General features: G+C 72.2%; 14 protein-coding genes. 4 read left to right on the top strand and 10 right to left on the bottom strand.

The genetic code is table 11. The annotated features are described in order from the left end of the window. Positions 1-30: 30 nt before the first annotated feature. From HHX40_RS31015 to HHX40_RS31050, 8 genes are all read right to left on the bottom strand, one after another. Positions 31-603, bottom strand: coding sequence for a signal peptidase II (locus HHX40_RS31015; protein ID WP_220499789.1), 573 nt, complete (start codon positions 601-603; stop codon positions 31-33). Further along, a complete protein-coding gene (locus HHX40_RS31020; RefSeq protein ID WP_259404076.1) occupies positions 600-3458 on the bottom strand; it encodes a CDP-glycerol glycerophosphotransferase family protein in 2859 nt (952 codons plus the stop codon). Before HHX40_RS31020 ends, HHX40_RS31015 begins: the two co-directional genes overlap by 4 nt. A 202-nt stretch (positions 3459-3660) precedes the next feature. After that, complete coding sequence (locus tag HHX40_RS31025) at positions 3661-3972, bottom strand: MGMT family protein (RefSeq protein ID WP_117409451.1); 312 nt, start codon at positions 3970-3972, stop codon at positions 3661-3663. After that, entirely contained in the window at positions 3965-4333 is a 369-nt protein-coding gene (locus tag HHX40_RS31030) for a hypothetical protein (RefSeq protein WP_182883428.1), read from the bottom strand. The genes HHX40_RS31025 and HHX40_RS31030 overlap by 8 nt, the downstream gene beginning before the upstream one ends. Before the next feature lie 101 nt (positions 4334-4434). Beyond that, positions 4435-5643: a S8 family serine peptidase gene (locus tag HHX40_RS31035; protein ID WP_182883429.1), complete on the bottom strand. Its 1209-nt coding sequence runs from the start codon at positions 5641-5643 to the stop codon at positions 4435-4437. Next, the gene (locus HHX40_RS31040) at positions 5637-6509 is read right to left on the bottom strand and encodes a hypothetical protein (protein WP_259404077.1); all 873 of its coding nucleotides are present in this window, start codon (positions 6507-6509) and stop codon (positions 5637-5639) included. The genes HHX40_RS31035 and HHX40_RS31040 overlap by 7 nt, the downstream gene beginning before the upstream one ends. Before the next feature lie 9 nt (positions 6510-6518). Further along, positions 6519-7793, bottom strand: a complete 1275-nt coding sequence (locus HHX40_RS31045; protein WP_244302370.1) for a S8 family serine peptidase — start codon at positions 7791-7793, stop codon at positions 6519-6521. Further along, entirely contained in the window at positions 7787-8506 is a 720-nt protein-coding gene (locus HHX40_RS31050) for a hypothetical protein (protein WP_117409094.1), read from the bottom strand. The genes HHX40_RS31045 and HHX40_RS31050 overlap by 7 nt, the downstream gene beginning before the upstream one ends. 156 nt (positions 8507-8662) lie before the next feature. Here HHX40_RS31050 and HHX40_RS31055 point away from each other — a divergent pair, with 156 nt between their 5' ends. Both HHX40_RS31055 and HHX40_RS31060 read left to right on the top strand, forming a co-directional pair. Then, entirely contained in the window at positions 8663-9130 is a 468-nt protein-coding gene (locus HHX40_RS31055) for a hypothetical protein (protein WP_182883430.1), read from the top strand. Continuing rightward, positions 9130-9462, top strand: a complete 333-nt coding sequence (locus HHX40_RS31060; protein WP_182883505.1) for a winged helix-turn-helix domain-containing protein — start codon at positions 9130-9132, stop codon at positions 9460-9462. Before HHX40_RS31055 ends, HHX40_RS31060 begins: the two co-directional genes overlap by 1 nt. 84 nt (positions 9463-9546) lie before the next feature. On the opposite strand, the gene moeZ is transcribed toward HHX40_RS31060, so the two are convergent. Together moeZ and HHX40_RS31070 are read right to left on the bottom strand one after the other, a co-directional pair. Then, a complete protein-coding gene (gene moeZ / locus HHX40_RS31065) occupies positions 9547-10725 on the bottom strand; it encodes an adenylyltransferase/sulfurtransferase MoeZ (protein ID WP_117409097.1) in 1179 nt (392 codons plus the stop codon). Between the two features lie 112 nt (positions 10726-10837). Then, entirely contained in the window at positions 10838-11755 is a 918-nt protein-coding gene (locus tag HHX40_RS31070; RefSeq protein ID WP_182883431.1) for an alpha/beta fold hydrolase, read from the bottom strand. Between the two features lie 392 nt (positions 11756-12147). Between HHX40_RS31070 and HHX40_RS31075 the strand changes: the two genes are divergently transcribed. After that, complete coding sequence (locus HHX40_RS31075; protein WP_117409099.1) at positions 12148-12735, top strand: hypothetical protein; 588 nt, start codon at positions 12148-12150, stop codon at positions 12733-12735. Between the two features lie 429 nt (positions 12736-13164). Continuing rightward, the gene (locus HHX40_RS31080) at positions 13165-13779 is read left to right on the top strand and encodes a hypothetical protein (RefSeq protein WP_117409100.1); all 615 of its coding nucleotides are present in this window, start codon (positions 13165-13167) and stop codon (positions 13777-13779) included. The last annotated feature ends 255 nt before the right edge of the window (positions 13780-14034 follow it).

The following is a 14034-nucleotide window of genomic DNA, read 5'->3' on the forward strand; positions in this document are numbered from 1 at the left end:
ATCCCATGCTCATCGGGCCCCCCGCCTGGCTTACGAGGAGGGGCGGGCCTGGTCGGCCGGGTCTCCGAGGGGGACGTCGCGCAGGTTGAGCAGCAGGAGGAGGGCGCAGCCACCGACCAGCGCGATGTCCGCCACGTTGCCGACGAACAGGCCGCCGTAGTCGATGAAGTCCACGACATGGCCCTGGGCGAAGCCGGGCGGGCGGAAGAGGCGGTCGAGCAGATGGGAGGTGGCGCCTCCCAGCAACGCGCCCAGCACCAGGGTCCAGGCCGGTGAACGCAGCCGCCGCCCGACGTAGAGGATGCCGCCGACCGCGCCGGCCGCGGCCAGGGTGAACACCCAGGTCGCCCCCTCGCCGATCGAGAACGCGGCGCCTGGGTTCAGCAGCAGCCGGAAGCGCAGCAGCCGCGGGATCACCGTGATGGCCGCACCGTCGGAGAGCGCGGAGGTCGCCCAGAGCTTGGAGGCCTGGTCCACGAGGAGGACCACCGCGGCCAGCACGAGCATCCGCCCGTACGGCCGCGTTCGTGGTCCCGTCCCCGGCGAACCTCGTCCGTCCGATACCTCTTCCCCGCTGTCCACGACGTCCTCGGTGCCGGTCAAGACGTGAAGACGTGGTCGACGACGCGGGCGGCGGCCTTGCCGTTGTCGTGGGGGGCGTAGGTGCGGACGAAGGCGGCGTAGCGGTCGTGCAGCTTCGCGGTGACCGTGTCGATGTGGCGGAGCGTCTCCACCACCTCGGCGGAGGTCTCCAGGCGCGGCCCCGGCCGCTGCGACTCCAGGTCGAGGTACAGCCCGCGGGACGAGCGATACTTGGCCAGGTCCGGCGTGAACAGCACGACCGGCCGCCCGGTCGCCACGAAGTCGAACACCACCGACGAGTAGTCGGTCACCAGCACGTCGGCGATCAGCATCAGGTCGGCGGTGTCGGGGTAGGTCGTGACGTCGATCGCGAACCCGCCGTGCGCGTGCACGTGCGGGAAGGCCTGCATCATGTGCCCGCGCACCAGCACGACGTGGTCGTCCCCCAGGGCCTGCCTCGCGTCGGCCAGGTCGAGCTTGACCGCCGCGTTCCTGCGGTCCCAGTCCCGGAAGGTCGGCGCGTACAGGACGACCCGCTTGCTCTCGGGGACGCCGATGCGGCGCCGGATCTCGGCCGCGATGACGTCGCGGTCACCGGCGAGCAGCACGTCGTTGCGCGGGTAGCCCGACTCGAGGATCTCGCCCTCGTAGCCGAACGCCTTGCGGAGCACCGACGACGCCCAGGGGCTCTGCGACAGCAGCAGGTCCCATCCGCGCACCTCGACGGCCTGGCGGTGCCAGACCGGGGGCCGGGGCTCCCGCTTCATGTGGGCCTGGTCGCGGCCGATGTGCTTGATCGGCGTGCCGTGCCAGGTCTGCACGCACATTTGCTCGTCACGGGCGCGGAACCACTGCGGCAGGAAGCCGTTGGAGACGACGTACCGCGCCCGGGCCAGCGCCTCGTAGTGCTCGCGGCTGCCCTCGCGCACGACGGTGGGCGTCACGCCGTCGCCGAGCCCCAGCTCGCGCGAGCCCGGCGGGACGAACGCGCCGTCCCGGACGACCCAGATGTGCTCGCTCTCGTCGCCGCGGCGCAGCCGCTCCTCGTAGATGGCCCGCGGGTTGTCGGAGTAGGCACGGCCGTCGAAGGAGACGTAGACGGTGGCGTCACGCACCGGCCGGGCCCGCTCGGCGGGGTAGAACGTGCGGCTGAGCGCCCAGACGCCCGCCGCGCTCCGCTCGTCGCCCGGCCGGTCCTCGGCCGTGACCAGCACCGGCACGTCGAACCGGGTGGCGACGAACCGGTAGACCCGGCCGCCGATCGTCCGGGGCCCCTCGTCCAGCCCGTCGAGCGCCGCGTGGTCGAACCGGGTGGGCACCATGGCGGGGCCGTACTTGCCGGGCGGGGCCACCGAGATGTTCCAGGTGCCCTCGGCCAGCGGCACGGCCGTGCCGAAGCGCGGCATCGCGCCGGGCGACAGCCGTACGGTGAACCGCTCGCCGTCGCGCTCCAGCGGGACGCGGATGGTGAGCCCGCCCCGGTGCCGCAGCACGAGGTCGCGCGGGCCGTCGTCCGGGTCGGGGTAGCGCCCGCTCAGCGTGATCGACTCGTCCTGCCACACGGCGGAGGTGATCACGGGCAGGATCTTGTGGCCGGAGATGACGACCCGGTCGCGCCGGTCGCCCTGCACGGTGATCTCGCGGTCGCCCACGAGCAGCCGCGTCTCCTCCGCGCCCTCCAGCATCACCGCCGCCGCCGGGTCGCCCTTCGGCTCGACCCACAGCCGCCGGGACTCGGCGCTGAGCAGGGTGTTGACCGCGAGCGAGAGCGAGAAGCGGCTGCCGCCCTCGGCCGGGGTGAAGTCGGCCGACATCCGGTGCCCGCCGACGCGGGCCTTGCCCCTGGCGACCGGCCGGCCCGGCAGGAAGCCGGTGAGCTCGACGCTGTCGCCGTTCAGCCGGACGCCGGTGAGCTCCGCGCGGGTGGGCTGGTAGACCACCTGCAGCGCCTTGTCGGAGGTCCACACCGGGCGCACCCACCAGCGCGGGCGCACCCGCAGGCCGGCCGGCCGCTCAGTGCGGCCGATCACGGGGCCGCGCAGCACGCCCCTGGACCGGGCGGCGCGGCTCCAGATGACGATCTCGGCCCGCCAGGTGGTGGTGTCCTGGACGGTGTGGCGGCGGCGCAGCAGCCGCTTGGCGCCGCGCACCAGGGCCCGCACCCCCGCCCGCCAGCGCAGCGAGAACGGGTGCAGTTCGGCGGTGAAGCCCGCCCAGTCGTAGTTGCACCCGGGCTCCCGGGCGGCGTGGGTGGCCTCCGGGCGGTAGATCCGCCGGGTCCGCAGCGTGACCCGGGGCAGCCAGCGGGGGCCGCGCAGCACGACCGTGGCGTGGTTGAAGCGCCGGCCGCGGACCGACAGGCCCGCGATGTAGGCGTGCCCGGTGATCCGCAGCCGGTTGCCCGCCCAGGTGATGTCGTCGATCTGCGTCACCGGCACGAGGTCGGCCGCCCGCAGGCGCAGCAGCGAGGGGTCGCCGACCTCCACCGGCAGGTCGGCGTACCACCGCAGGCCCCGGCGGACCCGGCGGGACGGCTCGGCCGCGGCGGCGGCCAGCTTGACCAGCGCGTCGCCCTCGGCGAGCGCGCCCGGATCCTGGGTCTCGATGAGGTGGCAGGCGACCCGGCGCCCGACCGGCAGCTCCCGCTTGACCTTCGGATCGACCTGCGCCAGGTACGGCCGGAGCACGTCGACGGCCTGGCGGCGGCGGGCCGCCCCGCGCTTGGCCGCGGCGTCGAGGCGCAGGCCCAGGGGGCCGACGATCGCCTCACGGTCGAGCTCTCTGCGCTGCGCGGGGCTCAGGCCCTCCGCGCGCACGAGCGCGACCAACGCGTCGATGGGCTCGCCCCGGTCGTAAAGCTCCTGGACAGCCCGCAATCGTTCAGCGACGGCGTCGCTCGTGGGTGCGGGTGTCATAAGGGAGGCACCGCCCTTCGCCAGACCTGTGTTCAGAAAATGGTAATGCTGTCAGGACACTGCCAGACCTGACTCCGTGCAGCCTGTGAATTTCGTGTGATCCGGCGCGTGACGCGCCGACGGCGAAGGGTGACCCGTCAGGGGCCGGGCCGGATCCGGGGCGTCACTCGCGGCCGTCCCAGCGGGCCGTGCGCATGTCGGCCCGCGCGCCCCGGGTCGGGGTGCCCTCGGCCCGCCATCTCGCCAGGCATTCGGCCTCCAGGCCGGCCGCCGGGGTCCCGTCGGCGCGGATGACCCGCCACCACGGCACGGCGCCGCCCCACAGGGACATCACCCGGCCGACCTGCCGGGGACCGCCCTCGCCGAGATACTCGGCGACGTCTCCGTACGACATGACCTTGCCGGGCGGGATCCGCTCCACCACGTCGAGCACCCGCTCCGCGTACGGCGGGGGCTCGCGGCCGGCCTCAGACACCCCAGTCGGTGGGCCCGGCCGCGATGATCTCTTCGAGCTTGCCGAACTCGTAGGTCGCCGCCCCGTTGATCTGCTCGACGACGCCGTTCCTGATGCCGTACGCCTCGCCGTCCTCGCCCACGAGCCGGGCTCCCATGAGATCGGTGAGCCGGGCGAGCTGGGCGACCTGCCAGTCCGACCCCGGCTGGCCCGCGAGCCGTCCGGACCAGGTCGCGATCCGGTGCTCGGAGTCGCCGTGGCGCGCCAGGACCTCGCCCGCCTCGTGCGACCCTCGCAGCTCGAATCCGGCCTGCGCCGTGACGTTCGCGAGTTCTGCGTAGGCGAGCGGTGCATCACGCTCTACGCGCAGCTCGTACCCCATGAGCCGCGACCTTAGCGAAAATTGACCCGGCTTTGTGACCGGAAACGCGAACAACGGGAAGACCGCGCCCGAAATGCGGCCGAACGGCGGCCAACATGTGATCACCGGCGGCTGAGCGCGAGGGCGGCCGCGCAGAAACCGCCGATCCCGAGAACGACGGCGATGCCGTAGACCCAGAGCCTAACGGGATCCGGCCCCGGGCGCGCGGGCGCCCGTGAGACCGGGCCCTTGCCGAAGTGCGCGTCGTCCTGCACCGCCGACGCGTGGCCGTATCCGACCAGTTCTCCGGCTTTCGCGAGGGCCGCCGCCGCGTCCACGACTCCGAATCCGACTTTGTCGTCATAACCGGCGGGTGGATGGGGACGCGACGTCGCGGTCAGTGCCCGCGATACCAATTCCGGCGGCAAATCCGGATATTTCGCCTTAATTAGCGCGATGGCGCCGGCGACAATCGCGCTGGCCACTCCCGTTCCCGACGCCGTGCCCCTGCGTCCGCCGGGAAGCGCGACCGGCACCCGCTCTCCGGGCGCGGCGACCAGGACCGAGAGGTTGTCGCTGCTGCCGGAGGTCTTGCCGCCCCGCCGGTCGACGGCGCCCACGCCCACCACTCCGGGATATCCCGCCGGGAACGCCCAGAAGGAGGTGCCGTTCTGGCGCGTGTACGCCGACTGGCCCGCGTCTCCCGCCGCGGCCACGAGCACGACGCCTCTGGCCAGCGCGAAGGAGATGGCGTCGCGCTCCACGCGGTCGACGCCGTACGCCGGGACGGGCAGGCAGATGACCTTGGCTCCCTGGGCGGTGGCGTACCGGATGCCGCGGGCGAGCGGGCTGTCCCGCGTCTCCTCCGGCCGTTCCTCGGGATCGACGTAGTCACGCTCCGGCCGGTCGACCGTGACGGGAAGGGACAGCACCCGCGCCTCCGGCGCGACCCCGGAGAACCCGCCGCCGCTTCCGCTCCCCGCGATCACCGATGCCAGCCCGGTCGCGTCGTCGCCCGGCCGCTGCGTCTCGTCGCCGATCACGGTGCCCGTCATGTCCGGTCCGCGCTCGACCCGGCCGGCCAGTTCGGGCAGGCCGGTGTCGGGCTGGCCCTCGCCGAGGAGGGCCACGACCACCCCGGCGCCCTTGGTCACCTTCCAGGCTTCGGCGGCGTCGACGACGTCGAGCGCCCACCGCTCCTCCCCGCCGCCCGGCGCCGCGACCCGTGCGGCGGCGGGGATCTCGTCCGGCAGGGCCGCCGCGGAGACGGCCGGGCCGGTCCCGAGCAGGAGGGCCGCCAGCCCCGCGCGGAGCGAGACGGCCCTCAGCACGCGTTCCCCTGGGTGCAGCGGGGGACGTCCGGGGGCTCGCCGAGGGCACGCGCGATGCGCCCGGCCACGGTCTGGGCCAGGGGCCACATCTCGCTGTTCACCTGTTCCTCCAGGGGGACGGACGCGCGTGTCCTTCCGTCTGTGTACCCCACTGTGAGGAAGACGATGTACGGTCCCGCGCCGACCCAGCCGGTGCGCTGCCGCTGGGCCGCGCCGAACGAGTCGGTGACCGTGCCGGGGAAGGCCACCGGCCGCACCCCCACCCGGTCGTCCACGGGCAGGTCGGCCGCCGCGTCGGCGCGCGCCTCCTCGCTCGGCATGACGGCGACGCCCACGGTGACGGCGAAGGTGGCCGTCTGGTCGACGTACGTGGCACGCAGCAGGGTCACGCAGCCGTGCTCGCTCAGCACCGGCGCCACCGTGGCGTCGACCACCGACCCGCACGCCGCCTCGGGCGCGATGCCGACCCTGCGCGCGTACTGCTGGGTCCGGCCGAGCCCGGTGTAGGGAAGCTCCTCGGGGAAGACCATCCCCGCGGGCCAGGCCTGCCATCGGCGGGCCACGTCCTGCGCGACGTAGCGGGCGCGCTCGGCGTCGGTGAGCGGCCTCGACCGGGTCTCGCGGAAGAGCCCGAACGCCCCGAGGAGCACGTTGACCGCGGCCACGGCGAGGACGACACCCATGATCGTGAGATAGGCCGACCGGAACCGGACCCCGCGCGCCAGTTCCGCCCGCTCCCTGGCCGCCAGCGCCGCGGCGGCGCGTCCCCGCGACGCCGTCCAGGGCCGCGCCCGCGCCCGGCGCGGCAGCCGGGCCGTCTGCGGGATCCGCGCCCTCTTGGGGCTGTGGGACTGCTCGGGCGGCATACTCCGATGCTACGTCGGCAGGCTCGACGGCCAAGGAGCCGGAGGCAGTGCGTCGTCCTCTCGTTCCCGCCGGCTCGCCCGCCGGGCGAGCACGAGCAGGACGGCGAGTCCCGCGCCGGAGCCCGCGAACGCGGCGAGCGCGATGCCGCCGTAGAGCAGGATCGCGCCGGTGTCGCGCCGTACGACCACGATGGGCTCCTGGCCGCGCGCCGCCGTACGGAGGGGGCGCGCGGGGTTCAGCACGCCGGCGCCGGAGGCGACGGCGCGGTGCCGCGCGAGGGTGGCCGCGACGCTCAGCGCGCGGTACGCGTTGACCACCCCGAAGCCGGTGCCCGTGTTGTAGGGCCCCTTGCGGGCGGGCGACGAGGTGAGCGCCTGCGCGACGAGCGCGGGCGACATCCGCGGATGGCGCGACTTGATGAGCGCGGCGATCCCGGAGACGAGCGCGGTGGCCTGCGAGGTGCCCCGGCCGACCCAGTACTCGTCGCCCGGGCCCGCCCCGAGGACGTCCACGCCGGGGGCGGCCACCATGACCGAGGAGTTGCGGTTGGAGAACGAGGCCCGCCGCAGCGTGGAGGTGACCGCGGCCACCGAGATCACGCCGGGGATCGCCGCGGGGTAGGAGTACGGCGCGGTCTGCTTGCCCGCGCCGTCGTTGCCCGCCGCGGCGACCAGGACCACGCCCTTGGAGATCGCGTACCGGATGGCCGCGCGCTCGTCCTCCGTCGGCATGTCCTTCGACAGCGACAGGTTGACGACCTCGGCGCCGTGGTCCACGGCGTACCTGATGCCCTTGGCGACCACGCCCTCGTAACGCGCGTCGGAGTTGAACGTGCGGAACCCTGGCTCCTCGTCCTCCAGGATCACCCGCACGGACAGCACCCTGGCCTCCGGCGCGACGCCGATGATGCCGTCGGCCCCGCCGGGGCCGTGTCCGTGCCCGGCGATGAGCGAGGCCATGTACGTGCCGTGCAGCCGCACCGGCTGCACCCCGCGGGGGTTGGCACCGGCGGTGAAGTCCCTGCCGGTGACGACCGAACCGGCGAGGTCGCGGTGGTCGGGGTCCACCCCCGAGTCCAGGACCGCCACCGTGACGCCCGCGCCCTTCGTCAGTTGCCACGCGTCGTCGACGTCGAGGGTCCGCAGCACGTCCTGCTGGCTGAGCCGTACGTCGTCGGCCCGGGCCGCGTGGAGGAACGCCCCGCCGGGCAGGGTGAGCGTCCCGGCCGTGAGCGCGGCCAGGACGCACCTCCGGATCTTCGTCCGGGCGCGGCGGGTCAGCACTGCCACTCCCGGGCCCGGCAGTCCGGGGACACCGGTGCGGTCAGGATCGCGGCGACGTCCCCGGCCAGGTCGCCGGCGAACGAGAAGATCGTCGCCCGCTGCTGCCCGACCCCGCGGGCCGGCCGCCCGTCGACCTGGCCCGCCGTGGTCAGCACGAGGTAGGGCCCGGCCTGCCGTACGGTCGCGGCCTGCCGTCCGCCCGCGGTGAAGCGGTCGGTCACGGTGCCGGGGAACGGGAGGGCGCGCAGGCCCGGGACGGGCGCCCCCTCGCGGGGGAAGGCGGCGAGCGCGGTGCGCGCCCGGGCCGCGTCGGGGAAGGCCGCCACGCCGATCGTGACCACGACGCCCTGCAGGCCGTCGAGGTAGGTGGCCCGCAGGACCGCCCGGCACCCGGCCGCGCGCAGCGCCCTGACGGCGGCGGTGTCGACGGCCGACCGGCAGTCGGTGCGCGTGGAGACGCCCACCCGCCGCGCCAGCTCGCGGCCGCCCTGCTCGCTGTTGTACGCCAGGCTCGCGGGGAAGACGCGCCCCACCGGCCAGCGTTCCCAGCGCAGCGCCGTCTCGGCCGCCTGCGCCTCGCGCAACTCGGCCCGGCTGGGCCCCCGGGTGAGCTCGGCGACCGCCGCGCTCGCCGCGATGCCGCCGACGATCGCGCAGATCAAAGTGATCGCGGAGGCCACGGCGACGGCCGGCCAGGTGCGGGTCTCGCCCACTGCGCCTCCGTTCGCGTCTCGGCCTCCTCTCCTACGTGACCTTAACGCGACCAACCGCCCGCCATACCCCCAAATGCGACGGAAAGTACTTGACGCGATGGAAAGCGAAAAGTACTTTCCACACTGGAAAGTGGTTGTCACGCGAACGGAGTCCCCATGAACGTCGAGGAAGCGGAGCGGAGCCTGGCGCTCATCCGGCGGACTCAGGCCAAGGCGGTCAGGTCGCAGGCCTGGTTCCCGGCCTGGTACGCCGCCGGGGTCGGGCTGTTCGTGACCGGCGTGCAGTTCGTCACGGAGCCCGGCACGCCCGTCGTGGTGATGATGGTCACCGGCCTCCTGCTGGCCGCCGGCATGGGCGCGCTGATCGCCCTGCTGGTGCGCACCCGCACCATGACGGCCCACCGCAGCCTGGTGCGGGCGAACGTCATGACGCTCTTCATGCTCTGGCTCGCGCTGGGCATCGGGCTCTGCCTCGCCGTCGCCTTCCGGCTCGACGCGGCGGAGGTGGCCTACGCGCGGACCTACGCCGGCCTGGTCATGACCGCGTTCCTGCTGGTCACCGGACCGTTCGTCGGCCGGTGGATGTCGGCGATGCTGGCGCGCCGGATCGAGAGCGGCTCGTGATGGAACTCGACCCCGTCATCCACGCGCCCACCCGGCTGCAGATCGTCTCGCTGCTCGCCGCGGCCGAGGAGGCGGAGTTCGCGTTCGTCCGCGACACCCTGGGCGTCAGCGACTCGGTCCTGTCCAAGCAGGGCAGCGCGCTGGAGAACGCGGGATACGTCCACGTACGCAAGGGGTACGTGGGCAAGCGGCCCAAGACCTGGTTCAAGCTCACGGACAGGGGTCGGGCGGCGTTCACGGCGTACGTCGCGAACCTGCAGCGCATCGTCTCGCCCAGCGGTCTCAACGTGGTGCCGGAGGAACGCGGGCAGCCCGCGGGCAGGCCCCTCTGAGCGCGGGGGCCGGAACGACGCGGCCGCCGCCTCCGGGGTGGAGGCGGCGGCCGCGGCCGTCGTGGGGAAGCCCCGTGGCGGCGATCAGTAGGTCGGCAGGCTGGGGTCGACCGTCTTGACCCAGCTCAGCACGCCGCCGCCCACGTGGACGGCGTCGGAGAAGCCGGCGTTCTTCAGCACCGCGAGGACCTCCGCCGAGCGGGCGCCCGACTTGCAGTGCAGCACGATCTTCCGGTCCTGCGGGAGCCCCTCCAGGGCCGAGCCGTTGAGGAACTCGCCCTTGGGGATCAGCACGGCGCCGGGGATGTTGACGATCTCGTACTCGTTCGGCTCGCGGACGTCGATGATCATGATGTCGTCGCCGCGGTCGCGCATCGCCTCGAGCTCGGCCGCGGTGATCGTGCTGCCCGCGGCGGCCTGCTGGGCCTCGTCGGAGATCGTGCCGCAGAACGCCTCGTAGTCGATCAGCTCGGTGATCGAGGGGTTCTTGCCGCACAGCGGGCACTCGGGGTCCTTGCGGACCTTGACGTCCCGGTACTTCATCTCCAGCGCGTCGTAGATCATCAGGCGGCCGACGAGGGGCTCGCCGACGCCGGTGAGGACCTTGATGGCCTCGTTCACCTGGATGGAGCCGATCGACGCGCACAGCACGCCGAGCACGCCGCCCTCGGCGCAGCTCGGCACCATGCCCGGCGGCGGGGGCTCGGGGTAGAGGCAGCGGTAGCAAGGCCCGTGCTCGGCCCAGAAGACGCTCGCCTGGCCGTCGAAGCGGTAGATGGACCCCCACACGTACGGCTTGCCCAGCAGCACGGCCGCGTCGTTGACCATGTAGCGGGTGGCGAAGTTGTCCGTGCCGTCCACGATCAGGTCGTAGCCGGAGAAGATGTCCATCACGTTGTCGGTCGTCAGAGCGACGTTGTGAATGATGACGTTGACCAGCGGGTTGACCTCGCGCACGCTCGCGGCGGCCGACTCGGCCTTCAGCCGGCCCACGTCCGACTGGCCGTGGATCACCTGCCGCTGGAGGTTCGACTCGTCGACGACGTCGAAGTCGACGATGCCGAGGGTGCCCACCCCGGCCGCGGCCAGGTACAGCAGGGCGGGAGAGCCCAGGCCGCCCGCGCCCACACACAGCACCTTGGCGTTCTTGAGCCGCTTCTGACCCGCCATGCCCACATCGGGGATGATCAGGTGGCGCGAGTAGCGGCGCACCTCGTCGACCGTCAGCTCTGCTGCCGGCTCTACCAGCGGTGGCAACGACACAGTTCCACTCCTGCTTTGCGTGTCCGTCTTCGTGCCAATGGTCGCGCTCGGCTCCATGGGCCCATCACAAGCTCTTCTCACAACTTAACCGGGGTGGCCCCGCATTCCCCAATCACGCTGTTCGGCGCGGGGACATCCTCGTGTAGGCCAGCAGGCGGCGCGCCTCCCGCGCGACGAGCTCGGGATACTCCATCTGCGCCACGTGCCCGGCGTGCGGGAGTGTGACCAGGCGCACGTCACGGAAGGCCCGCCCGGACCGGTGCACCATGCGGGCGTGGATCAGGCGGTCGCGCAGGCCGTAGACGACGAGGGTGGGCGCGGTGACCCGCCCGGCCTGCCGCCAGAGGTTCTCCTCGCCGAACCTGAAGTACTCCCGCACGATCGCACGGGTGCAGCCGACCATGGACAACACCGCGTGCGGAAGCGCGTCGCGGCGGCGCAGTTCCTCCACCGCCTCGCGCAGCCGGTCCGGATGCACACGGCCCGTGTCGGCGTAGCACATGCTCACCGTCGCCAGCACGCGCCGCTCGGGCGGGAGCGCGCTCAGCCACCGGACGGCCAGCTCGCCGATGGACGGGGCGGCCGACAGGGCGATCCTGGCCGGGCCGTACCTCGGCCGCAGGTCGGGCAGCGCCGGCGAGACCAGCGTCAGCGACCGGACCAGGTCGGGCCGCGTGGCCGCGACCCGGACCGAGACCGCGCCGCCCATGGAGTGACCGAACAGGTGGACCGGGCCGTCCCCGAGCGCCTCGACGAGCCTGACCACCGCGGTGGCGTTGGCCGCGACGGAGTAGTCGCCGTCCGGCGGCTCCGGGGAGTGCCCGGCGCCGGGCAGGTCGACCGCGACGCCCCGCACCTCACCGGCGAGCTCGCCCATCAGGTCCGTCCAGTTCGTCGCCGAACCCGCCAGTCCGTGTACGTAGACGGCGGTCTCCCGCGGCCCCTCCGGAGTCGCCCGGAGATGGAGGCGGCCACCGCCCTCCACGTCGATGAACCGGCCGGGCCACACCGGAATCGGCTCGTCTCGCACGTGTCCTCCCCCGTTCACCTCGCGTTTCCGACCATAACCCCGCCCCTGCGACACCTCGGCAGGCGCTCCCCCTACCCAGGCGAGACGGGAGCGATCATCCGGTTCATCCCGATCGGCCGGTCGCGACATAAGCCCAATATCCACCCCATTCGGACATTTCGAAATGCGGATATGAATGACATTCCACGCCAAACCGAGCGCTAGCGGTTCAACGGAGCCAATAAAGCGATAAGCAGAAGGCAAAAGCCGCCGATCGCCGTTTGTCGCTCGGACACCGAGGAAATCAAGACAATGCAGGGATGATCCACCAAGGGTCATCAGTAAGGGCATTTTCCGAACGACTTGGAAAACGCCGGAGTGTCGGGGCAACAATCCTTCAAGGAGGACATGAAATGCCCAAGTTCAACAACCTGGTCGGGATCCTCGCGATCAGCGCCGCGCTCACCGGTGGTGCCGTCACGCTGGGCACCGCGGTCGCCGCCGGCAGCGCGAACGCGGCGACCGTCATGGGCGGCTACGTGGGCGGCGGTGGCTACCCGTACCCCTACGGCAACTTCAACGCGAACCGCAATTCGCAGCGGCAGAAGCACAAGGCGCTGAACGGCAACAAGAACAAGAACAAGAACAAGACGAAGCAGTGGCAGCACGAGCGGCAGAACCAGGGCCAGCACCAGTTCCTGCTGCGTGACTTCACGCTCGTCCTCACGCCGTTCCAGAAGACCGACACCGACGCGCGGGCGCTTCCGTACAACTGGCAGTACGGAAACACGCAGTCGTACCCGTACACCCGCACGAACAGCTTCAGCGACCAGTTCAACAACCCGCGTCAGGGCCAGGACGCCCAGGCCCAGCCGAAGACGAACACGGCTACCGAGATCAACCCGCGCATCAAGAAGAAGGACATCGACGCGGACATCGACGTGGACGTGGAGAAGGAGAAGAAGAAGGACTACGGCAGCGAGCCGGAGTTCGTGCGCTGACGCGATCGGCACGAGCGGCCTCGGCAGACGTCCCGGCCACGACGGGTGACGCGCCGGCCGACGGCCACCCGTACTCGTGACCGGCGGCCTCACCCGAGCCGGAACCCGCGAGCGGCGGGAGACACACGCGAGCGGCGGAGCGGCGGGCACACCCGCCCGGCGGGACGGGCGGCGACCGGATGACCGTGAGACACGGCACCGGCGCCACCCGCGTCCGCCGCTCCGTCCGCGGCCGTGCGAGCAGTCGAGAGCAGTTGAGAGAGCAGTCGAGAGAACAGAGCACCGGAGGCGTGTTCCGAGGAGAGGGCCGCCGGTGCCAGTGAACGCATCGCGCCGCGTCACACACGACGGCGCCGAACCAACTACCACCCGCCCTGGTCCCCCACCGGACCGGGCCGGGGTCGCGATATTCAGAGGAGAAACACCCAAATGTCCGTGTTGAAGAACATCGCCGGGGCCCTCGCTCTCGGCACCGCGCTGAGCGGCGCGGCCATCGTGCTCGGTGGCGTCGCCGCCGGCACAGCCGGCGCGGCGACCGTCATGGGCGGCTACGTTCCCGCTCCGTCCGGTGGCGCCCGCTACGTCCCGCGGGCCTACAACTACAACTACAACACCAACCGGCAGCGCCAGGGGCACAAGGCGCTGAACCGCAACAAGAACAAGAACAAGAACAAGAACCACGAGTGGCAGCACGCCCGGCAGTCGGAGTACCAGGACCAGTTCCTGATGCGTGACTTCACGCTCGTGCTCACTCCGTTCCAGAAGTCGTCGAACGGCTCCGCCGCGGTGCCGTGGAACGCCCAGTGGTCGCAGAACTCCACCAACCCGTACACCAACACCACCGACTGGAACCAGATGCACAACCGGCCCTGGCAGGACCAGTCCTCGCAGGCCGACCCGCGCACGAACACGGCCACCGAGATCAACCCGAAGGCCAAGACCAAGAACGTCGACATCGACGTCGACGCCGACATCAAGAAGAAGGAAGAGGAGAAGAAGAAGAGGGACGACTACGAGCGGCCGGGATACGACGCCATTCCCTGATCCGCGGCGTCCTTCGCGTGACCGGGACGACCGGTCGCGCTGAGCCTCGGGCCGCCGGCCCGGGTGCCGAAAACATGTGCCCGTGCTCACCTGAGCGTGAAGTCACACGCCCATCGTGAGCACGGGCACTCTTCGTCTCCCCCACCCCGACCGCTTTCCCCGCGTCCGCCCCGGGGGTTCGTCATCCAGGTCGCGGTCCCCCCTGCCGCCACCTCCGGGTCGCCGTCCAGCCACCCCCGCCGCGGCCCGCCCCAT

The organism is Microbispora sp. H10949, assembly GCF_014161435.1.
Classification (GTDB): Bacteria; Actinomycetota; Actinomycetes; order Streptosporangiales; family Streptosporangiaceae; genus Microbispora; species Microbispora triticiradicis.